14 protein-coding genes, 2 tRNA genes and 1 pseudogene are annotated in these 21,332 nt (G+C 46.0%); 14 read left to right on the forward strand and 3 right to left on the reverse strand.

The window, feature by feature from the left end:
• From AC3ITF_RS08835 to AC3ITF_RS08865, 7 genes and pseudogenes are all read left to right on the forward strand, one after another.
• Window positions 1-272, forward strand: a pseudogene (locus AC3ITF_RS08835) (hypothetical protein); the annotation flags it as partial.
• A gap of 1,231 nt (window positions 273-1,503) precedes the next feature.
• A complete protein-coding gene (locus AC3ITF_RS08840) occupies window positions 1,504-2,007 on the forward strand; it encodes a hypothetical protein (RefSeq protein WP_489176342.1) in 504 nt (167 codons plus the stop codon).
• Between the two features lie 746 nt (window positions 2,008-2,753).
• Window positions 2,754-3,608 (forward strand): winged helix-turn-helix domain-containing protein, encoded by an 855-nt coding sequence (locus AC3ITF_RS08845; RefSeq protein WP_117343334.1) that lies wholly within the window; start codon window positions 2,754-2,756, stop codon window positions 3,606-3,608.
• Window positions 3,601-4,083: a hypothetical protein gene (locus AC3ITF_RS08850; protein ID WP_115258179.1), complete on the forward strand. Its 483-nt coding sequence runs from the start codon at window positions 3,601-3,603 to the stop codon at window positions 4,081-4,083. The genes AC3ITF_RS08845 and AC3ITF_RS08850 overlap by 8 nt, the downstream gene beginning before the upstream one ends.
• 327 nt (window positions 4,084-4,410) lie before the next feature.
• On the forward strand, window positions 4,411-9,867 hold the full coding sequence (locus AC3ITF_RS08855; RefSeq protein ID WP_489176343.1) for an autotransporter outer membrane beta-barrel domain-containing protein: 5,457 nt from the start codon (window positions 4,411-4,413) through the stop codon (window positions 9,865-9,867).
• Window positions 9,868-9,953: 86 nt separating this feature from the next.
• Window positions 9,954-10,535 (forward strand): LOG family protein, encoded by a 582-nt coding sequence (locus AC3ITF_RS08860; protein ID WP_117343335.1) that lies wholly within the window; start codon window positions 9,954-9,956, stop codon window positions 10,533-10,535.
• Window positions 10,536-10,939: 404 nt separating this feature from the next.
• Complete coding sequence (locus AC3ITF_RS08865; RefSeq protein ID WP_489176344.1) at window positions 10,940-13,204, forward strand: autotransporter outer membrane beta-barrel domain-containing protein; 2,265 nt, start codon at window positions 10,940-10,942, stop codon at window positions 13,202-13,204.
• Between the two features lie 272 nt (window positions 13,205-13,476).
• Here AC3ITF_RS08865 and AC3ITF_RS08870 read toward each other — a convergent pair.
• Window positions 13,477-13,552: transfer RNA gene (locus tag AC3ITF_RS08870), tRNA-Asn, on the reverse strand.
• A gap of 6 nt (window positions 13,553-13,558) precedes the next feature.
• Here AC3ITF_RS08870 and AC3ITF_RS08875 point away from each other — a divergent pair.
• From AC3ITF_RS08875 to AC3ITF_RS08885, 3 genes are all read left to right on the forward strand, one after another.
• Window positions 13,559-13,693, forward strand: a complete 135-nt coding sequence (locus AC3ITF_RS08875; RefSeq protein ID WP_370316880.1) for a DUF5951 family protein — start codon at window positions 13,559-13,561, stop codon at window positions 13,691-13,693.
• A gap of 19 nt (window positions 13,694-13,712) precedes the next feature.
• Complete coding sequence (locus AC3ITF_RS08880; RefSeq protein ID WP_489176345.1) at window positions 13,713-15,200, forward strand: EmmdR/YeeO family multidrug/toxin efflux MATE transporter; 1,488 nt, start codon at window positions 13,713-13,715, stop codon at window positions 15,198-15,200.
• 99 nt (window positions 15,201-15,299) lie between these two features.
• Window positions 15,300-15,375, forward strand: a tRNA-Asn gene (locus tag AC3ITF_RS08885).
• 316 nt (window positions 15,376-15,691) lie between these two features.
• Here AC3ITF_RS08885 and purT read toward each other — a convergent pair.
• Window positions 15,692-16,870, reverse strand: coding sequence for a formate-dependent phosphoribosylglycinamide formyltransferase (gene purT / locus AC3ITF_RS08890; protein WP_489176346.1), 1,179 nt, complete (start codon window positions 16,868-16,870; stop codon window positions 15,692-15,694).
• A gap of 131 nt (window positions 16,871-17,001) precedes the next feature.
• Between purT and yebG the strand changes: the two genes are divergently transcribed.
• From yebG to ptrB, 4 genes are all read left to right on the forward strand, one after another.
• Entirely contained in the window at window positions 17,002-17,292 is a 291-nt protein-coding gene (gene yebG / locus AC3ITF_RS08895) for a DNA damage-inducible protein YebG (RefSeq protein ID WP_115258185.1), read from the forward strand.
• A gap of 119 nt (window positions 17,293-17,411) precedes the next feature.
• Window positions 17,412-17,765, forward strand: coding sequence for a protein YebF (gene yebF / locus AC3ITF_RS08900; protein ID WP_096756683.1), 354 nt, complete (start codon window positions 17,412-17,414; stop codon window positions 17,763-17,765).
• A 93-nt stretch (window positions 17,766-17,858) separates the two neighbouring features.
• Entirely contained in the window at window positions 17,859-18,518 is a 660-nt protein-coding gene (locus AC3ITF_RS08905; protein ID WP_489176347.1) for a tellurite resistance TerB family protein, read from the forward strand.
• 86 nt (window positions 18,519-18,604) lie between these two features.
• Complete coding sequence (gene ptrB / locus AC3ITF_RS08910; protein WP_489176348.1) at window positions 18,605-20,665, forward strand: oligopeptidase B; 2,061 nt, start codon at window positions 18,605-18,607, stop codon at window positions 20,663-20,665.
• Here the strand turns inward: ptrB and exoX are convergent.
• Window positions 20,662-21,324, reverse strand: a complete 663-nt coding sequence (gene exoX / locus AC3ITF_RS08915) for an exodeoxyribonuclease X (protein ID WP_096756686.1) — start codon at window positions 21,322-21,324, stop codon at window positions 20,662-20,664. The two genes, ptrB and exoX, sit on opposite strands and share 4 nt — an antisense overlap.
• Window positions 21,325-21,332: the final 8 nt, after the last annotated feature.

Below are 21,332 nucleotides of genomic sequence, written 5' to 3' on the forward strand. Positions count from 1 at the left end.
GTGATAGAACAAAGTAGCCAAAAAACTTGGTTTCGGTGGTGATGGCAAAGTGCCAGGTTTTCCAGACAGATCTTGATTGAATGGGCTGCTAAGAGACGGTTAACTCATCAAACTGGGCCAGGTTGTACTGTAATGGACAGAGAGGAAAATATCACCAATCACCAATCACCAATCACCAATCACCAATCACCAATCACCAATCAGCGATCTAGGCCTTGGCATTCAAATGGGTAAAGATAATTTATCTCTGCTGGAAGACCAAAGTCCGCTAAGACGAAGTGAGATTTTTGCTGGCAGTTGAAGCGCTATACTTGCCCTAACTGATGCCATAAAACGCTTGTCGAATATCTTAGGACGTGAAGCGGATATGACTGACCCTACCTGCATTATGTGGGCATGGCCGTAATTAAGGTTCTTGTTTTCAAATTTGAATCACCATGGGCACTGTGACGACGCCACCGATTGTAATTGCACTCGATATAATTAAATACCATAGCTCTTATCATTTCTGGCTGATAACACCTTCCCCGTGGATATATTCTGACACTCAGCTAGTGGAAGATGTTTTCCGCGCACGCATTGCCTTAACAGTACCTAGTTCGCTTATGCGACTGTGTAGTTTATGCCGCCGTAGGGCCATTTGTAACATATTGCAGATCCGGCGGAGTTGCTGTCGTCGGTCCAGCAGATGGTGACGTCGACACCAGATATACTTAACTTCAGGGCTTCGCGATGTATGTCGGGCCTTTTGGAGAATAGTTATTTCTTTGTCATATTTAGCCTGCAGGTATTTGAGTCTGGTATTCTTGGCGGCAAGTTCCTGCTTTTGCTCAGAGCTTGTCAGGAGTTGATGTTGTTCTTTACGCCAGCCATAAGTTTACGATTTCTAATGACCGAGTTTGCGGGTAGTTGCGGCCACATTGATACGTTCAGCGATTCACTATTCATGGATGAGAGCAGAGGTGTGATGCCCGTAAACGTCAAGCTGTACTGAGAGAAACGGTTTATATCTTACACCCGAATTTCTATTTTTTCTGGGTTCCTTTGCTAGATGAATCACATGCAGACAGACTGGCCAACGTGTTGATTGAAATAATATCTTCGCGTGAACTACTGACCCTTTTTGTACCTTACCGACAGTTCATTCGGTCATTCGAGGTGTACGGTGTTCGGCCACGCATGAGAATATGTGCGTAAAGCTATTGAAGGTATGTGACGCGAGAGAATTTGAACTGTATAGATTGTGAAAGGGGGGGCTGGAATTATCGCGAGTATTGAATGTTCAATATATAGAAAGCAAAAAATCTGCTTGCTTTCTTAAGCGGGTTTCTTAAATGCTCTTAAATAACCTTAATTGTAGTATGCTATCTTAAATTTAGGAAAATAATCTTATATCTTATTAAGAAACGAGGGAACTTCTTAAATCCTATTTTGTTTGAATCTGTAATTATCTATTATATTTACAAACAAAGATGAAGTAATGGTTTTTGAGTATTGAATAAAATGTTTATTGATATAATATCTGAAGACAAATACTGTGGTTTAGGTTTGCGTTGTTTTTTATTGTTCTATAATAAAAAATCATTTTTTGAATTTGATACCGTTCTTGACTCTGGATGTGATTCAATTTTTCTTTTGAAGAAAAGTGAAATATACCAGCACAAGAGTAATTTCATTTCTTTCTGCAGGACAAGAAAGGTTGTTATTTCAAAATCATTACCTTTAAGAAATATCCATGACTTAATTATGAACTATGAATGTATTCAGGGTAAAGGAAAGGGGATGTTGTCAAGTTCAGAATTAAATACGCTTTTTTTATTATTCAATGGCATGACTCCAAAAGAAATGGAGTTTATGTTTAAAATAAGTCATAAAACTATTAGCGCTCAGAAGTTGAGTGCCTTAGAAAAATTAGGGTGTAAAAATTTAAAAATACTTTTTCGGACAATGAATGCTTGGGGAAATTGTATTAATAAGGGAGTGCCTTTTCGCAAGTCGGATACATAGTTAGCCGGTTTTTATACTTACATCAGCGAAATTAACATTATTTATGAAAGCATCAAACCCTTTTAACTCATTTTTTTAATTATTGTTGCTTTTTTTCATTTTTCACACTATTGCTTTAGTATTTTCTAAAATATCCATTGCTTCTTTAGAAGATGAAAGTATGGGAAAAATATAGATGATATTGAGGATAGTACAGAAGCATATATTCTTGCCTGGAATTTGCAATCTCGAGATGAGGTGTTAGCGGTAGATAGAGGCATTATCGACCTATCTACCGTTACTCCAGAGCAGTTGCGTAGTAGCTTATCCGGAAAGATGAGATCTGAAGTTGAAGGCGGTTATCAAGATTTGGAACAGTTCAGGTTCGTGCGAATACTGACCAAATTTATACGCTTAACAATTACTCTTTTGAATTAATTCTATCTCTGACGATGCGCGAGAATGACTTATTTTTTCACACTAGGGTATTCATCGTGAAGATGGATGCCCCTTGATGAATAATTAAAATATTCCTTAAAGTATTTTTGATTAACAGAAAGCAACCATCTGATAGATGGCTTAAATAATAATGTTATCCATGGGTTATATAAGAGCAGATCATTCTCGCTTAGTAATTCTTTATTAAATTTTATGTGCTAGATGTGGCATTGTATCGCTTAATTCATACTCAGATTTTTTTCACGTGGCTTTGACAACGTAATAATACAGAGTATAATGTTATTAATTTATATTTATGGTGTCAGTATATGTTCTGGATTATTAACGATAATATTAAATTCTATCCAGACAAAAACCAGCTGGTATCGGTGAGTAACCCTGATCTGAGCGCAATGCTGACAGCGCCAGCTAGTCGTTGCTTGGTCCTGTTATTGGAATCTTTTCCAAATATAGTTCCTCAAAAAGATTTTTTCACTTTCGTCTGGGCTGAAGATGGGATGCTTGTCCCGGCAAATACGCTTTATCAGAATATATCAATCGTTCGTCGTGGACTACGAACAACGGGAGAAACCAATGATACGCTGGTTTCAACAGTTCCTCGAAAGGGTTTCCAGATTGATAGTAGTGTGAAGGTTACTAAGGTTTTACCTAAAGAAGCAGAAGCAGAAGCAGAAGCAGAAGCAGAAGCAAGTGAAAAATCGGTTAAAAATGAGCTCCAGGATAAACATTTTTCCCCTGAAGCAGAAATTTCCGTTACTGAAACCCTGCAGTTGAAAACTGATAATAAGAAAGGGTGGAGCTATAACCTCATTGTACCGTTAATATTGATGCTAATATCATTTGGTCTCGGTGTTTTATTAATTCAGCATTCCTGGAATAGTGACGTAGAAAAAAACTTCTTTAGTACATATACCATTAACTCAATAGAGAATGGCTGTCATTTCTTATCCAAAAATGATGATATTAAAAGGTTTGGTAATTTTACAAAATTCAAAAATATGATTAAGCAAACAGGGGTTGATTGTAAGAAATATCCATGGATTTATTTTCTTTCATCCAGCTCAATGCCTGCCCTGTCAGCATTCATCTGTAAAGAACCTTATGAGAATACTTCACATTCAGGATGCGTCACCCTCTATTTTCGGGAGATAACAAGTGACTAAAAGGACGGTGGTTGTATATTGTTTGATTCTGTTTGTCGCAGGCGTAACATTATCATGGTTTTATAGTCTGAAAAAAGAGAGTGGGGATGATGCGGAAGTATGTTCAGCCTCAGTAGTTGTTTACCACAATAATATCCGTGCCAACCTGACGCTGGATTTTATGTATAATTTGAATGAACAAGCAGGCGTCGTCACAGTTAATGGTACTTATTCTAAAGATGATAAAGTTATCGGTGCAATCAGAAGGGATGTATCTTATATATGGACTGAAAACAAAGACTCTTTCAGTTTTACATCAGTCAAAGTGAATAATATTATAAATGATGACTCTGTCTCTGATGAGGCAATTAGTGAATTACTTCCGGATTTTTACATCTACCCTGAAAAAAATGTCGTTTATTCTGTCCTACCACAGGGCTCAGATAGTTTTATGTTCTCAGTAGGCAAACGCCCCGTATTTCTCTGCTACCGTTAAAAATCTCGTTCTTTCCCCTAATGCATACTAGATGTTTCTATCTCTGGTATGCTCCATGCTACTTCTTTTGCTTTTAATTTATTCTCTTTAAAAACAATATCTTGATTATGTTTTTGATGTTGTGTTTTTAACTCTTAAATTTAACTAAATATATTAGTAATGTCATTTAAGGAAATTTAAGAATAGTTAAGATGCATTTTGTTTACCTTTTTATGTTGCCAGTAGATGATCGGTATCATAAATCACTCTTAGTATATTTTTTCCAAAGTAAATATTCTATAAGTTGGTTGGCGTTTATATATAATTGATTTTTACGAGGTTGTTTAAATGAATCGTGTCTTTCGTGTCTTATGGAATAAGGCAGCAGAAAGCTGGGTTGTCGTTTCTGAACTTATGACCACAAGGAAAAAAAGTGGGCAACGTTCGATCTGTACAGTAACAGCTTTGGCGGCGTTGGGAGCTAGTGCTTGGGTATATGCTAATGATGTATCGAGTTTAAATTTTAACCCCGTAGATTGTGATAATGCAGTATGCTCTTTTGAGGTCTCTAATGGCGCATCTCATACTCTTAGCGGGTCGCTTGCGACGATAAATAAAGGTAAAAATAACCAGACATCTTTGACGTACGAAGAAATGGTTGATTTTGGCCTAATTGTCTCGGGATCAAGAGATTGGGAGCGATTAAATACAGGATCTAGGACAGAGGCGGTACTGGTACCTGATACCAATATCCCCGGTTCATATATTTCGGTTCCTGTTTATACCTCATCAAATTTCAATTCTGGTTCATGGGCTATTGATCCGGCTACAGGTGAAGCAATCACGTATTACGTAAATACCGGCGATATTCATGACATGCAGTATGTCAATTCCAGAATGGGGCAAGTAGCCAGTTCAGGAGGAACGTTAACACTTGATTTGGGCGATCCAACCAAAGGGATCTCCGCGAGCGAGAACTATTTTGCTTTGGTAGGAAAAGCGGGAGAAACAGGAAAAACGTCATCCTGGTTTTATGCCGATGGTACAGCGGGAAATAATAGCGAGATTGTCTGGAACTCTAAAAACACCGCATTCCTAGGTTATTACCCTGCTTCAGCCGTAGGTGGGCAAGAAGTTGAGTCGACACAGCGCTTTCAGGTTCCTGTTTATGCAGGAATGTTTAAAGTGACTGATGTAAAAGGGAATACCACGACGCACACCGTGACAGATGTTGCATCGCTGGGGGTATACAATAACTGGGTTATCGATCAACTGAAAAAAGGTAATCTCACCGCCTCTAGTTATAATACCGTTTTATCATATGGTTACAGTTATAAAACGGAGGAGTCTGTGTATAAAAGTTCCTCACTGGTCACTGCCGGTGATGAAGTTACTCTGGCTCCAGGGACGATGGCGCTAGCACAAGCAGATGGCGAAAATGCAAAAGTTCGCCTTACCCGTGAAGGCGACATCGAAGCGAAAGTAAATAACAGTAATATCATTTTTTATGGTTCTAGCGGTGGAACCATTGTTAATGATGGTGTGCTTTCCGGATTTAATTCTGGGACAAGTCTTTCAGCTATTAGCGCCCTGGTGAAAGTGGATACAGGCGGCCACTTTGAAAATAATGGGCTTATGAACGTAGGGTTTCTGACCAACGGTAATGAAATTGATACCTCCACCCCTGTTGATATGTTTACGGCTCGTGGTGTGCTTGTTGGCGCGAATAGCTCTGTCGATAACACCGGCATTATCAATGTAGGATCGGCAAACCAGGCGCGTCAGAATTTACCTAACCAATTGATACGCGGCATAACGCTCAATGCTACGGGTAGTAAGGGCACTAATAGCGGAACAATCAATGTCGCCGTTAATGCAGATGGTTTTTCTCCACTGACTACGGGGGTGGAGTTAATCGGCAAGAGTTCTTTTGGGGTTGCGCCGGAATTCACTAATAACGCTGATGGGGAAATATATATCGGTCGCACTGCCCAGTATCTCTCTGGTGCGGGGGGTAAGGATATCCCACTTATTGGTAGTATCGGAGTGATGGCTAGTGGCGCTTCGAAAATTAAGAATGCAGGAAAGATTACCATTGGCGCAGAAACGCAGGGCTCAGTGGGTATAAAACTCACAGCCGGGGCAACAGGGACGAATACCGAAACAGGGGTTATTAATGTTAACAGCGCGGTATTGGGGTTACAAAATCTCGCCGTTCAGGCTGGCGATGGGAGTAAATTCACACATAACGGCACCATTAATCTTAATGGTGTCAATCAGGTAGGGTTGAAGGCCACTACTGAAAACTTATCCGGTGAAAGTGGAAGGTCGGCCAAGATTATCGATGCTGGTATTGTGAATATCAATGGCAGTATGGGGACGGAAGGGGTTCGTAGCTACGGTTTAATGGCTGAGGGTGCTGGATCACTGATTGATATGCAAGGTGGAGAGATCAACCTGAATGGTGATGGTGGTATTGGTGCTTATGCCATCGATGGCGGTCGTATCAATATCGCCGCAGGTAGCAACATTAACTTCAATAGTGGCGTGAATGGAATCGGGTTCTTCGCATTTGGTGAGGGGTCAACCATAAATATTGGCGGTAACCAGCCGCTGGATATTTCTATCGATGATTCCACGCTTATCCGTATTGATAGTGGTTCGACGCTGGCTACTCAACCCAATCAGAAGTTGATAGCTTCCGGTAAAAATTCCACAGCATTGGTAGTAAGCGGCGAAAATTCTCACGCAAATATGGATTCTCTTAACTTCGCAATCACCGGTGAAAAATCCACAGCAGTACGAGTGGAAGGTGGGGCAAGAGGGGAAATGAGTGGGGCCTCGCAACTGGCGCTCAGCGATAAAACGACGGCAGTAGTGATAGATAACATCCGCTACGATGTTAATGGGGTGGCTGTAGGGCGTGGTGATTCTCTATTTACTAATACGGCTGATATTTATGTCAATAACGCCAAAAGTGTGGTGTTGTTTAATGTTAATAACGGCGCGAAATTGATCAACACCGGCAATATTGAACTGAGCGATGGTACTGCGATTGTGCTGAGCGGCGTAGGATCAACGGTTTCACCTGATACGGCGGGGCAATTTGGCTCGATAACTGTGAATGATGGTAACGCAGGCATTCAGGTGGCTAAAGGTGCAACGCTCAATACATCAGCATCGATCACTGTGGACGGTAGTGCTAGTGCGCTACTAGTAAACGCTGATGCGGGACGTGTTGTGCTCAATGAAGATGCTCATCTTACGGGGAAAAGTGGTGGGTATGGAAACATTATCACTAACCAGTCCTCTTCCGGGAATGTTCTGGTTGATGGTGCAACCATTGAGATGTCGGGTTCTGGAGCAGCTTTACTGTCAGAGAATAATATCGACTCGCTATCCCATGGGTATATTCTTGTCTCCAGTAACACGGGGGGCAAAGGGATTGCATTATCCGCAGCGGATGGCTCAAGAGGTGAAGGTAGTCTGGAAGTCAGCGATAACTGGAAAATTGATGTTCTGGGTGATGGCTCCGGGGTATATAGCAACACCACTGGCTCGTTGGTTGTTTCAGGGGTTATCGATGTATCCGGAACGGGTAATGCGGTGAAAAGCGATGCGACGGATATTTTGTTTATTAACCCTTCGGCTGTGCTCACTGGCCAAAATTCCAAAGCTGTACTTGTTTCAGGTACCTTAAACCAGATGGTGAATTCTGGCCAGATTCTAGCACATTCTGTGACTGACATGGCGGTAGAGCTGAGTGATTCCGATGAAATACTGATCAACACAGGCAACAGCAAAACTTCAGGTGTGATTCATACCGGTGCAGGAAATGACACAGTACTGTTTACCGATAACAGTTTGCACAATGGAATACTTAAAACCGGTGATGGTGACGATACTGTGACTATCCAGGGGAATAACGTCTCGGTTGAGCATCTGGAAGGTGGGGCCGGGCATAATACCTTTATTCTGAGCAATGTCACCCAAGCAGTGGCTGATGAAAAGCTCAGCAAGATGATCAATGGTTTTCAGTCTATACATCTGTCGAATGCAACTATTCTCGATCTACAACGTGATTTTTGGGAAGACGATCTCTCTAACCGGGCGACAATAGCAGGACGTACTCTTGATATCGATGAGAGCAGTAGATTAACAATTTCCAATGATCAACGGTTAACTGCCGATGTGAACAATAGTGGGAATATTGCTTTCCTGGGAAATAGAAATACCTTCGCATTTGAGCAGAATATTGTTAACAGCGGAATGTTTGCTCTTAATGCAAATAGACGTGTCGGAGATACGTTACAGGTTAACGGCGATTACCATGGCAATGGTGGTGAGATTAGTTTTGATGTTGTGTTAAACGGTGATACGACCTCTCCCGGCGATCAAATGATTGTGGAGGGTAACACCAGTGGAATCACTAAAGTACTCGTCACCAATACCGGTGGTAATGGTGCTCGGACTGTAGAAGGTATCAAATTAATCACCGTGAACGGGGCGTCTACTGGGGATTTCATCAAAAAAGGGCGTATTGTCGCTGGGGCGTATGACTACGATCTTGTTCGAGGTCAGGGGATGAATTCGGGTAACTGGTATCTAACAAGCTCAACGGGCGAACCGCCGGTTTTATTTGACCCGGAACCTGCACCAACTACACCGGATGTGCCGGTAATACCAGAGGTGCCCGCAATACCGGATGTACCAGTAATACCGGATGTGCCTGTAATACCGGATGTGCCTGTAATACCGGGTGTACCAGTAATACCGGATGTGCCTGTAATACCGGATGTACCAGAAATGCCAGGACCTGTTCCTGCACCCATCGTCGCGCAGGTAAGACCGGAAGCAGCTGCGTATGTGGACAACCTTTATGCTGCTTATTCGTTATTCAACATAACGTTGCAGGATCGTATGGGTGGAGCTCGAGGAGTTGATTCAGACAGGAATGAGCAGTCTGGTTTGTGGTTGCGTCAAACAGGTGAACATCTCCGCTCCCGCGACAGTAGTGGGCAGAACAACACGCGGTCAAATCGATATGTTACTCAATTAGGTAGTGATGTTGTTCGTTGGAGCAGCAATGGACAGGACCGCTGGCTGTTTGGGGTTATGGCGGGGTATGCGAACCAAAACGGTAAAACGCGGAATCATATGAACGACTATTCTGCCAGAAGTTCTGTAAATGGTTACAGTGCAGGAATCTATGGTACCTGGTTGCAAGATGGTGATGATAATCCAGGCGTGTACGTTGATCTTTGGGGCCAATATAATTGGTTCAATAATAGCGTGAAGGGAGAGTCCCTTACTGGAGAAACTTACCGTTCCAATGGCGTAACTGTCTCTGTGGAAGCAGGTTATAGCTGGAAAGTGGGGGAGAGTGCGAATCAGTTGTATTTTATAAAGCCTCAGGGGCAGATAACTTGGGGTAACGTGCAGGCGGATAAGTATGTTGAAACCAATGGTACGCGAGTGACATTCTCTGGAGAGGGAAATGTGCAAAGTCGATTGGGGATCAAAGGGGCAATGAAAGGTAAAAAACATACTGAGGAGGATGGCAAAGTACACTCTATGTCACCATTTGTTGAGATTAACTGGCTTCACAACACGCACGATTTCGACACATCACTTGATGGGATGCACGTCAGTAAAGCGGGTATACGAAATCTTGCGGAATTGAAAACAGGGATTGAAGGGAGCATGGGTGATGGTGTTGATTTGTGGGGGAATATATCCCAACAGATTGGTGCCGAGGGGTTCAGGAATACTCAGGCAACAATAGGTATTAAAATGGCATTTTGATTTTTTACTATGCCCCTTTACTGGGGCATTAATTGTTATTGCACAGTTATTGTCTAAAGCTGATTCAGCCATGATAAGGAAATATCATGAAGTCTATAGGTGTTTTTTGTGGTTCCTCCGAAGGTTTATTACCTGTTTATATGCATTCTGCTCGAAATGTGGGTAAACATCTAGCGAGTACTGGTTTCCAAATTGTTTATGGTGGTGGCCGTGTTGGATTAATGGGAGCTATAGCAGATTCAGCATTACAACATGGAGGGCATGTAACTGGAGTGATGCCTTTGGCCCTTGTTAAACGTGAAATTGCACATACAGGTTTATCAGATTTGCAAATTGTTGATGATATGCATCAGCGTAAGAAAAGAATGGCAGAACTTTCATCATTTTTTATCGCGCTGCCTGGTGGGGCCGGTACCCTGGAGGAGGTATTTGAACAATGGACATGGGGGCAACTAGGAATTCATCATAAACCTTGTGCATTTTTGGATGTTAATGGATTTTATCAGCCGCTTAGAGTAATGATTTCTAAAATGGTAAGTGATGGGTTTATGCAGCAAATGTATGCTGACATGTTACTTATTTCTGATTCTCTTGAGGAGATTGTAAGTCATTTTTCTGCCTATTCCCCTCCGAAATCAAAGTGGAGTGAAATTGAGTCTGGTATGTGAAGTGAAAAGGCATTGTAATAACCATTACTTAGCTTGAAAACATCCCAGATCATTTGGTGTTTTTGTCATGGAGTGGCTATGCGTAAGGTTGTGTACATTGCTTTGGTCTTAAATTTGAGATTATAAACTTTAAATGCAATTATATTTAGTTGTTTGTTCTGTGTTTTTATTTAAGACCATTTCAGTTGGTTTTGTTCTCAGTGTATAGGAATATATACCCACGAGTATTTCTATTTATCTTTTGAATCACTTTGCTTGGATTCGAATTGTCTATTCTATTGTCTGTTTTGTGTGACTATATCTAGCGTGGATTTCTTATGTGTAATAAATACGGATTGGTGTGTGTAACTTCAGGATTATGGCGAGAAAAAACAAACCCCACTATCAGCCGCAAGGGTGATAGTATGGCTCGTCAATTAAAAACATCATGCAAACTTATAGCAGTGATGGTTGCTGCAATTTTTTCCGGTTCTGCAATGTCAGTGAGTGCGGAATATAATTACATGGGTGATATTTATCTGCTTTACACAGATAATGGTAGAGAGGGAGTGTTACCTGTATTTGAAGCCGGGACAAACTATGTTGTTGATAATCTGAATGTAAATGCAATACTTACTGATACGGGGTACGTATCTTTGTTTAGCCCAAGGGGAGTTACTGTTAATGTGAATGGTGATGTTTCTCTTGGTAGTAAAGTTTTTTTAGATAACAATTCACAAAAGGACGTTAGCGCACTATATTCACAGGTGACACTACACGCTTATGATAATGAATTAAATATTATAAATAATAACAAGGTAAATATATGGGGTAGAATAAGATCTGAAACTACATATCTGTCATCTTCCACCCTGAAACCCTCAGCTATTAATATTATCTCAGGTGATGACTCTTATTTTCAGGGGGTAACGGATTTAGCTTATAGTACAGTAGGCGTACGCCGGGATGTTGATACGCGACTATACACGCCTTCAGCCGGACCGCTCATAAATTTAACTTTCAACGGCAAGAATAGTGTTTGGGACATGAACGGTGATTCTGAACTCACCAACTTGACGTTGAATGACGCTACCCTGAACTTTATGGCGGGTCGTCAGACCGAGGGTTCAGTACTGACTAATTCTGGTCGTGTACCAACCATCAACGGTGGGGTGTTCCAGTCTCTTACTGCTGGCTCTGACTTCAAGACCCTCATTGTTGCCGGTGATTACCATGGCAACAACGGAAATATTATCATGAACACCATACTTGGAGATGACGACTCTCTTACCGATCGTATGGTTGTACATGGCGACACCTCTGGTAGTACTCATGTTGCTATTCGTAATGCTGGTGGAGTCGGGGCAGAAACGCTGGAAGGCATTGAACTTATTACCGTGCTCGGTAATTCCTATGGTGAGTTTAAGCAAAATGGCCGCATTGTTGCGGGGGCTTATGATTACACGCTGCATCGCGGAATAGGTACAAAAGAGGCTAACTGGTATCTCAGCAGTGCACTGACACCGCCATCGCCTGAACCAGATGAACCGGTTACAGAGCAACCTGAAGACCCCGCTGCTGAGCAACCGGAAACGCCTGCGCTTCCTGAAATGCCTGAAGAGGAAGAACCGGCATTTCCAGAACTGCCAGATGCGGAAGAGCCAGCCGTGCCTGTTATACCCCAACCATCTGTTCCGGTACCGATTCCACGTGAACACGCGGTACGCCCTGAAGCTGGTTTATATGGCATGAACCTTGCTGCGGCAAACACTCTGTTTCACACGCGCTTACAGGATCGTCTCGGTGAAACTCGCTACACGGATATCGTGACCGGTGAAGAGTACGTTACCAGTATGTGGCAGCGTAATATCGGTGGCCATACCCGCCAGCATGACAGCAGCGGTCAACTTGATATTCAGGCTAATCGGTATGTAATGCAGGTCGGCGGTGACATCGTTCAGTGGGGCGCCGCTAATACCGATCGTTTTCATTTTGGGGTGATGGCCGGCTATGCAAACCAGAAGAGTAACGCCGTTAACCAGCGCAACCGAAACAAGGCGAGCAGCAGTATTAGTGGATATAACGTAGGCCTTTACGGCACCTGGCTACAGAATAGTCACAGCCAGGAAGGGGCATACGTTGATAGCTGGTTACAATACAGTTGGTTTGATAATACGGTTTCTGGAGTAGGCGTGGCGGCAGAAAGATATAAGTCGAAAGGTTTTACGACGTCAGTGGAATCTGGTTACAGCTGGAAACTGAAGGATTTGAGCAAGCGTAATGCGCTATATGTACAGCCGAAAGCACAGATAACGTGGATGGGTGTGAAAGCTGATTCTTTCAAAGAAACCAATGGTACTCGTGTGGAAGGCGAAGGTCAGGGAAATATTCAAACTCGCCTTGGTGCCCGCTTGTATGGTCATGGTCACAGTAAACAGGACGAGGGTAAGGGACGGTCATTCCAACCATTTGTGGAAGTTAACTGGGTACACAACACAACGGACTTTGGCACTTTACTAAACGGTGAGCGGGTTAGTTTGGCGGGTAGCCGAAATATCGGTGAGATCAAGACCGGTGTCGAAGGGCAACTGACAACGAATATCACTATGTGGGGGAACGTGGGCCAGCAACTGGGCGATCAGGGCTACAGTGACTCTTCCGTAATGTTAGGTGTTAAGGCGACTTTCTGAGGCAGTAGAAAAATTGCGCGGTGCAAGCTAAACCGCCCTGAGTCAACGATAGCAACGACGAACCGGCCACCAAGGCCGGTTTTTCGCTAAGTCCCTGTTGGTACCATTCATATTGATATATAACTCGCTGTCTGACCAAAAGCTCTGAAGAATCAAAAGCCTAATATTTTCAAGGGTATAAATGCGGCATCCAAAGGCATCGTTAATTGATGCAATGGATATTCGCAGAAAGCAAAAAACCCGCTTAGTTTCCTAAGCAGGCTTCTTAAATTTGGCTCCTCTGACTGGACTCGAACCAGTGACATACGGATTAACAGTCCGCCGTTCTACCGACTGAACTACAGAGGAATCGGTGTGGAGGCTTATCTTAGCGGCGAAAAATATTTTGTCAAACCCCATTTCCTTCAATGCGTATCAATTGGTGCTTCTCTCGACAGTTTGTTGCATTTACAGACATTTTATATGGAAAAAACTTTGCAGCTTTTTTGATTCTCCCGCATCATTTGAAATGAGGTTTCAACTTTCTTCATTAAGGTCCATTTTGAACGTCTCCGCTGCCTTACGCCAGGTCGTTTCCCGCACGCCCTGGTACGCCAAACGCAAGAGTTATAAAGTTCTATTCTGGCGCGAAATCACCCCGCTTGCCGTACCTATTTTTCTGGAAAATACCTGCGTGCTCTTAATGGGGGTACTGAGTACCTTCCTGGTAAGCTGGCTGGGCAAAGAAGCGATGGCAGGCGTCGGCCTCGCCGACAGTTTCAATATGGTCATCATGGCATTTTTTGCCGCCATCGATCTTGGCACCACGGTAGTCGTGGCCTTTAGTCTGGGAAAACGCGATCGTCGTCGAGCCCGAGCCGCAGCCAGACAGTCGCTGGTGATCATGACAATTTTTGCCGTCGTGCTGGCCGCGATCATTCATTACTTTGGGGAACAGATCATTAATGTCGTTGCCGGAGAAGCGACACCTGAGGTTAAAGCGCTGGCGCTAACGTATCTTGAACTGACGGTGCTCAGTTATCCTGCGGCAGCCATTGCGTTGATCGGCAGTGGGGCGCTACGCGGTGCTGGAAACACCAAAATACCGCTGCTGATTAACGGCGGTATGAACATACTGAACATCATCATCAGTAGTATCCTGATCTACGGTATTTTTTCCTGGCAAGGGCTGGGGTTTGAAGGCGCTGGGCTGGGGTTGACGATTTCTCGTTACATCGGCGCTGTCGCCATTATCTGGGTATTGATGATTGGTTTTAACCCAGCGCTGCGGATTCCCCTGAAGAGCTATTTTAAGCCGTTGAATTTTGCCATTATCTTGGAGGTGATGGGGATCGGTATTCCTGCGAGTATCGAATCAGTACTGTTTAACGGCGGTAAGCTGCTCACTCAGATGTTTGTCTCAGGGATGGGAACCAGCGTCATTGCCGGTAACTTTATTGCCTTCTCTATCGCAGCACTGATTAACCTGCCCGGCAATGCTCTGGGTTCTGCCTCCACCATTATTACCGGGCGGCGTCTGGGAAATGGACAGATTGCCCAGGCTGAGATTCAGTTGCGGCATGTATTCTGGCTATCCACAATTGGTTTAACCGCCATAGCCTGGTTATCAGCTCCCTTTGCCGGATTAATGGCCTCGTTCTATACCCGCGATCAGGATGTAAAAGAGGTCATAGTTGTTCTGATTTGGCTCAACGCGGCATTTATGCCGATATGGGCGGCATCATGGGTTCTTCCTTCCGGGTTTAAGGGGGCACGCGATGTCCGTTTTGCAATGTGGGTTTCCATGCTGGGCATGTGGGGCTGTCGCGTGGTGGCAGGTTATACCCTCGGGATCGTCTTAGATTGGGGTGTCGTCGGGGTTTGGATGGGGATGTTCTTCGACTGGGCAGTGCGTGCTGCGCTGTTTTACTGGCGCATGATCACCGGGCGATGGTTATGGAAGTATCCGCGTCCGGAACGGGAAAAGTCTATAAAACAACCCGTTGCGTCTGAATAAGCAACGAAATGAAGAAATATTCGGCAAACGATCGCATTTCTCCATTCAGGCTTTGACAATGCTAACTGGCATCGCTAATATTCGCCCCGTTCACACGATTCCTCTGTAGTTCAGTCGGTAGAACGGCGGACTGTTAATCCGTATGTCACTGGTTCGAGTCCAGTCAGAGGAGCCATATTTAAGAAACCTGCTTAGGAAACTAAGCGGGTTTTTTGCTTTTAGCGCAGTACAGCCGTTTGAGTCGGGATAGCAAGCCAGGCGGCGGTTTCACCTATCGAAAATTGTTTATCCAAAACGTTTTGCTGTGCGAAGGGTCCGATCCTTTTTGGAGAGAATACGGTCAACTAACGTCAGTTTCGTTTCCAGAGAATATTGTGATTTAGTCAAAAAAAACTGCACCTTATTCAGTTGGATAACCAATCTTGGGGTGCAGTCTACGACGCTTTTCGGTCCGACGGAATACCTTAAAACGGGCCAGAAGGCCCGATATTTTATCCTGCGACGCTCACCTGTGCGGCAGCATTCTTTGCCCGTTCAACCGCCTCGTCAACGCTTTCAGCTGTTGCCAGCACAACGCCTAAGCGACGTGAGCCATCAATTTCCGGCTTCCCGAACAGACGAAGCTGTAAACCTGCGCCAACGGCACTTTCTACGTGATTAAACGTCACATTCTGACTGGTGAGTTGTGGCAGGATAACGGCTGATGCGGACGGACCATATTGTCGGATTGCGCCGATGGGTAATCCGAGGAACGCGCGGACGTGCAGCGCAAACTCGGACAGATCCTGCGAAATTAACGTCACCATGCCGGTGTCGTGTGGGCGAGGGGAGACTTCGCTGAAAATTACCTCATCACCGCAAACAAATAGCTCTACGCCAAACAATCCGTGACCGCCCAACGCCAGCACGACCTTGCGGGCAATTTCCTGTGCGCGTTTCAGCGCCAGTTCACTCATCTGCTGCGGCTGCCAGGATTCGCGGTAATCGCCATCTTCCTGGCGATGGCCTACCGGCGCGCAGAAGTGCACACCGTCAACGGCACTGACGGTGAGTAGGGTGATTTCAAAATCAAAATTCACCACCCCTTCCACGATTACACGTCCCGCACCTGCCCGACCACCTTGCTGTGCATACTCCCAGGCTTCGGTAAGCTGCTCAGCGGATCGAATAAAGCTCTGACCTTTGCCGGAAGAGCTCATTACCGGTTTCACGATACATGGAAAGCCGATTTCAGCCACCGCATCACGAAAGCGGGCTTCGCTATCGGCGAAGCGGAAAGAGGATGTGGGTAATAATAGCTCTTCAGCAGCCAGACGACGAATGCCTTCACGGTTCATGGTCAACTGTGTGGCGCGCGCGCAAGGCACGACGTTCATACCTTCCTGTTCCAGTTTTACCAGCATATCCGTCGCAATAGCTTCAATTTCTGGCACGATATAATGGGGTTTTTCGCGCTCGACAACCTCGCGCAATGCCTCGCCATCCAGCATATTAATCACGTACGCACGGTGGGCTACGTGCATCGCTGGTGCGTCGGGGTAACGATCCACGGCGATGACTTCTACACCCAGGCGTTGGCATTCAATCGCCACTTCTTTACCCAGTTCCCCTGAACCTAATAACATCACTCGCGTTGCTGCCGGACGCAGCGCTGTGCCTAATAACGTCATAAATTAATCCCCTGTTTTATCTGGGCGCAGTATATACGAAAACGTTTGCGTCTGTCTTTATTACCAGGTTGATTTTGCGGCTGAAAAAGAATATGCTGTACATAATTACAGGTAATTTAAGAGGCTGCAAAATGGCGGTTGAAGTTAAATACGTAGTCATTCGGGAAGGTGAGGAAAAAATGTCGTTTACCAGCAAAAAGGAAGCCGATGCGTATGACAAAATGCTGGATACAGCAGACCTGCTAGACACCTGGCTGGAGCAGTCGCCGGTCGCGCTGGAAGATGAACAGCGTGAAGCGCTTTCTCTGTGGCTGGCCGAGCAAAAAGACGTGCTAAGTGCGATCCTGAAAAACGGCAAACTGCCGTCGCCTCAGGCAGTAGAAAACACGGCGTCCGACGGAGATGACACACAAGCAGCCTGATCCGACTTGCGCTCCCGGCGTTTTGTACCATGCTTTTCCCTGAATCATTGTGCTGTACCCAACTGATTTCGCGTTGCATTTCTGCGGCCTGAAGGACGAAGGGGATAAAGGAGAAAAGAATGAATAAAAGAAAAACGCTGTTAAGCCTGCTGCTGTTATCCGCCAGCGTGTCGACCTTTGCTGCAAATACGGAAAGTAAGACCGTTCAGTTTCCCAAGTGTGAGGGACTGAACGCCGACGGTATTGCTGCGAGCGTGAAACGTGATTATCAGCAAAATCGTATCGTGCGCTGGGCTGACGATCAGAAAAAACTGGGACAACTCGATCCCGTTGCCTGGGTTAATCCACAGGACATTGTCGGCAAAGACGGGCAGTGGACGGTACCACTTACCGTGCGCGGCAAAAGTGCGGATATTCGCTATCAGGTGAAGGTTGATTGCAAAACGGGCAGCGCAGAGTATCTGGCGCAGTAACCTGGTATTTGCGCATCTTTTGCTACAATAGACACTTCCTGACATCCCCTCGGGTACGCTGTGATAATTAATCGTCAGTATTTGAGGGGCAAAATGGCTAACTGGCTGAATCAACTGCAATCTCTTCTTGGGCAAAAAGGATCTTCCGCGTCTTCTTCGGGCGATCAGGGACTGAGCAAATTGCTGGTTCCCGGCGCATTAGGCGGACTGGCGGGGTTACTGGTAGCCAATAAATCCTCGCGCAAATTGTTGACCAAATACGGCACCAGTGCGCTGCTCGTTGGTGGCGGCGCGGTGGCTGGCAGCGTGTTATGGAACAAATACAAAGATAAAGTCCGCACGGCGCATCAGGATGAGCCGCAGTTTGGCGTGCAAAGTACGCCGGTGGATGAGCGGACTGAACGCCTGATCCTCGCGCTGGTTTTTGCGGCAAAAAGCGATGGTCATATCAATGCAAAAGAGCGTGCGGCCATCGATCAGCAGCTGCGTGAAGCGGGAGTAGAAGACCAGGGACGTATCCTGATTGAACGCGCCATTGAGCAACCGCTGGATCCTCAGCGTCTGGCACAGGGGATCCGCAACGAAGAAGAGGCGCTGGAAATCTACTTCCTCAGCTGTGCGGCGATTGATATCGACCACTTTATGGAGCGCAGCTATCTGAACGCGCTGGGCGATGCGTTAAAGATCCCGCAGGATGTTCGAGACGGTATTGAGCAAGATCTTAAGCAACAAAAACAGGCATTGCCGGGCTAAATAGTTACGGCGCAGGAGCATATTTCGCTTGCATCATTGCTGACTTTTGCCACCCTTATAGGATGATTAAGCAAAAGAACAATGACATGCTACCGAACGCTCCTCGTATTCCACACGCCATGACGCAACATGGCGACACCCGCGTCGATAATTATTACTGGTTGCGAGATGACACGCGCTCGCAGCCAGAGGTCCTCGATTACCTGCAGCAAGAAAATGCTTATGGTCGCCAGGTTATGGCCTCACAGCAGGCATTACAGGATCGCGTGCTGAAAGAAATTATCGACCGTATTCCCCCGCAGGATGTTTCGGCTCCCTACGTGAAAAACGGTTATCGCTACCGGCATATCTATGAGCCCGGTTGTGAGTATGCCATTTACCAGCGTCAGTCTGCGCTCAGCGAAGAGTGGGATGCCTGGGATACGTTGCTGGACGGAAACCAGCGCGCAGCTCACAGCGAGTTTTATACACTGGGCGGTCTGGCAATCTCCCCGGACAACACCATCATGGCGCTGGCTGAGGATTATCTCTCGCGCCGGCAATATGGTGTGCGTTTTCGCAATCTGCAAAGCGGTAACTGGTATCCGGAAGTCCTCGACAACGTCGAGCCTGAACTCGTCTGGGCCAACGACTCGCAAACTTTCTACTACGTGCGTAAGCATGAAACAACATTACTGCCGTATCAGGTCTGGCGACACACCATCGGTTCGCCGTCATCCGAAGACAGGCTGGTATATGAAGAGGCAGACGATATGTTTTATGTCAGTCTGCACAAAACGACTTCGCAGCATTATGTCGTTATTCATATTGCCAGTGCGACCACCAGTGAGGTTCTGCTGCTTGACGCTGAGCTGGCCGACGCTGAACCGTTGGTTTTTTTACCGCGGCGTAAAGACCATGAGTACAGCCTCGATCACTATCAACACGCGTTTTATCTGCGATCTAACCGACAGGGTAAAAACTTTGGTCTGTACCGTACCCGTGTGCGTGATGAACAGACCTGGGAAGCGTTAATTCCGCCGCGTGAAAACGTTATGCTGGAAGGGTTTACGCTGTTTACCGATTGGCTGGTGGTGGAAGAACGTCAGCAGGGCTTAACCAGCCTGCGGCAGATCAACCGTAAGACGCGTGAAGTGGTTGGGATTGCCTTTGACGACCCGGCTTATGTCACCTGGCTTGCTTATAATCCCGAACCGGAGACGTCGCGGCTGCGCTATGGTTATTCATCCATGACGACACCGGACACGCTATTTGAACTGGATATGGACACCGGAGAGCGACGGGTGCTCAAACAGACGGATGTCCCCGGTTTTGATGCGACAAACTACCGCAGCGAGCATGTGTGGGTAACCGCCCGTGATGGCGTAGAGGTGCCGGTTTCACTGGTTTATCATCAGCGGCATTTCCAAAAAGGGAAAAATCCACTGCTGGTATATGGATATGGTTCGTATGGCGCCAGCATGGATGCTGATTTCAGCAGCAGCCGTTTGAGCCTGCTGGATCGCGGCTTTGTATATGCTATTGCCCACGTCCGTGGCGGTGGCGAGCTGGGGCAGCAGTGGTACGAAGACGGTAAATTCTTGCAGAAGAAAAATACCTTCAACGATTATCTCGACGTCTGTGACGCGCTGCTCAAACTGGGCTACGGAGCGGCTTCACTCTGCTACGGCATGGGAGGAAGCGCGGGTGGAATGCTGATGGGGGACGCCATTAACGAACGTCCGGAGTTATTTCATGGCGTGGTTGCCCAAGTGCCGTTTGTTGACGTAGTCACAACGATGCTGGACGAGTCGATCCCGCTCACCACCGGAGAATTTGAAGAGTGGGGCAACCCGCAGGATGTAGAATATTACGCTTACATGAAAAGCTACAGCCCATACGATAACGTCACCACACAGGCTTATCCGCATCTGCTGGTCACCACCGGGCTTCACGACTCCCAGGTGCAATACTGGGAACCGGCAAAGTGGGTAGCGAAACTGAGGGAGCTGAAAACGGACGACAATCTACTGTTGCTGTGTACGGATATGGACTCCGGTCACGGCGGCAAGTCCGGACGTTTTAAATCTTATGAAGGTGTGGCCCTTGAGTTCGCCTTTTTGATTGGCCTGGCTCAGGGGACGTTGCCCGGCAACGCGGCCGTCTAGGCGTTATCCAGATAGTGCTTCAATGTTAACCGCAGTTCCGGGCTCATACTGTCAAGGTTATTAAACAGCCAGCGCAGATAGCCCGGATCGCGTTCTGCCACCTCGGAAACGGGTTTACCGCGGTATTTACCAAAGGTAAATGTGGTTAACAGCGCAGGGCGACCGGTGATCTCGACCATTTGCTCTGCCGACCAGCCTGAGGTGTTCATGATGTCGATCAGCAGTGCCGCGGTAATGTAGCAATCGTATAGCGCGCGGTGCTGATGCAAACCAACGGGGGTTTGTACGCTCAGCTTGCGGGAATTATACAGCGCCATGTTGCTGTATTTTATCCCCGGCCACAGGCGGCGGGACAGCTTCATCGTGCAAATCCATTCCCCAGGCATGTCCGGCAATACGCGACGGTCGAAACTGGCGTTGTGCGCGACGTACCACTCGCTACCGTAATAATGATGGATGACGTCTTCAATCCACGGTTTATCCGCCACCATGGCTTCCGTAATCCGATGTATCGCCATTGCCTGCGGGCTGATGGGGCGGTCGGGTCGCACCAGGTGGCTCATCGGATTCACAATTTTGCCATCAACCACATCGACAGATGCGATCTCAACAATGCCTCCCTGCAGACCGCAGGTTTCTGTATCTATTATGCGCAGCATGCCATGCT

Source organism: Citrobacter sp. KH_055_1 (genome assembly GCF_057838705.1).

Excerpts from the sequence above, each read along its gene's own strand:
- AC3ITF_RS08840 (WP_489176342.1), top strand. The coding sequence starts at position 1,504 with ATGTTTATTGATATAATATCTGAAGACAAATACTGTGGTTTAGGTTTG.
- AC3ITF_RS08845 (WP_117343334.1), top strand. The coding sequence starts at position 2,754 with ATGTTCTGGATTATTAACGATAATATTAAATTCTATCCAGACAAAAAC.
- AC3ITF_RS08855 (WP_489176343.1), top strand. The coding sequence starts at position 4,411 with ATGAATCGTGTCTTTCGTGTCTTATGGAATAAGGCAGCAGAAAGCTGG.
- AC3ITF_RS08860 (WP_117343335.1), top strand. The coding sequence starts at position 9,954 with ATGAAGTCTATAGGTGTTTTTTGTGGTTCCTCCGAAGGTTTATTACCT.
- AC3ITF_RS08865 (WP_489176344.1), top strand. The coding sequence starts at position 10,940 with ATGGCTCGTCAATTAAAAACATCATGCAAACTTATAGCAGTGATGGTT.
- AC3ITF_RS08880 (WP_489176345.1), top strand. The coding sequence starts at position 13,713 with ATGAGGTTTCAACTTTCTTCATTAAGGTCCATTTTGAACGTCTCCGCT.
- purT (WP_489176346.1), bottom strand. The coding sequence starts at position 16,870 with ATGACGTTATTAGGCACAGCGCTGCGTCCGGCAGCAACGCGAGTGATG.
- yebG (WP_115258185.1), top strand. The coding sequence starts at position 17,002 with ATGGCGGTTGAAGTTAAATACGTAGTCATTCGGGAAGGTGAGGAAAAA.
- yebF (WP_096756683.1), top strand. The coding sequence starts at position 17,412 with ATGAATAAAAGAAAAACGCTGTTAAGCCTGCTGCTGTTATCCGCCAGC.
- AC3ITF_RS08905 (WP_489176347.1), top strand. The coding sequence starts at position 17,859 with ATGGCTAACTGGCTGAATCAACTGCAATCTCTTCTTGGGCAAAAAGGA.
- ptrB (WP_489176348.1), top strand. The coding sequence starts at position 18,605 with ATGCTACCGAACGCTCCTCGTATTCCACACGCCATGACGCAACATGGC.
- exoX (WP_096756686.1), bottom strand. The coding sequence starts at position 21,324 with ATGCTGCGCATAATAGATACAGAAACCTGCGGTCTGCAGGGAGGCATT.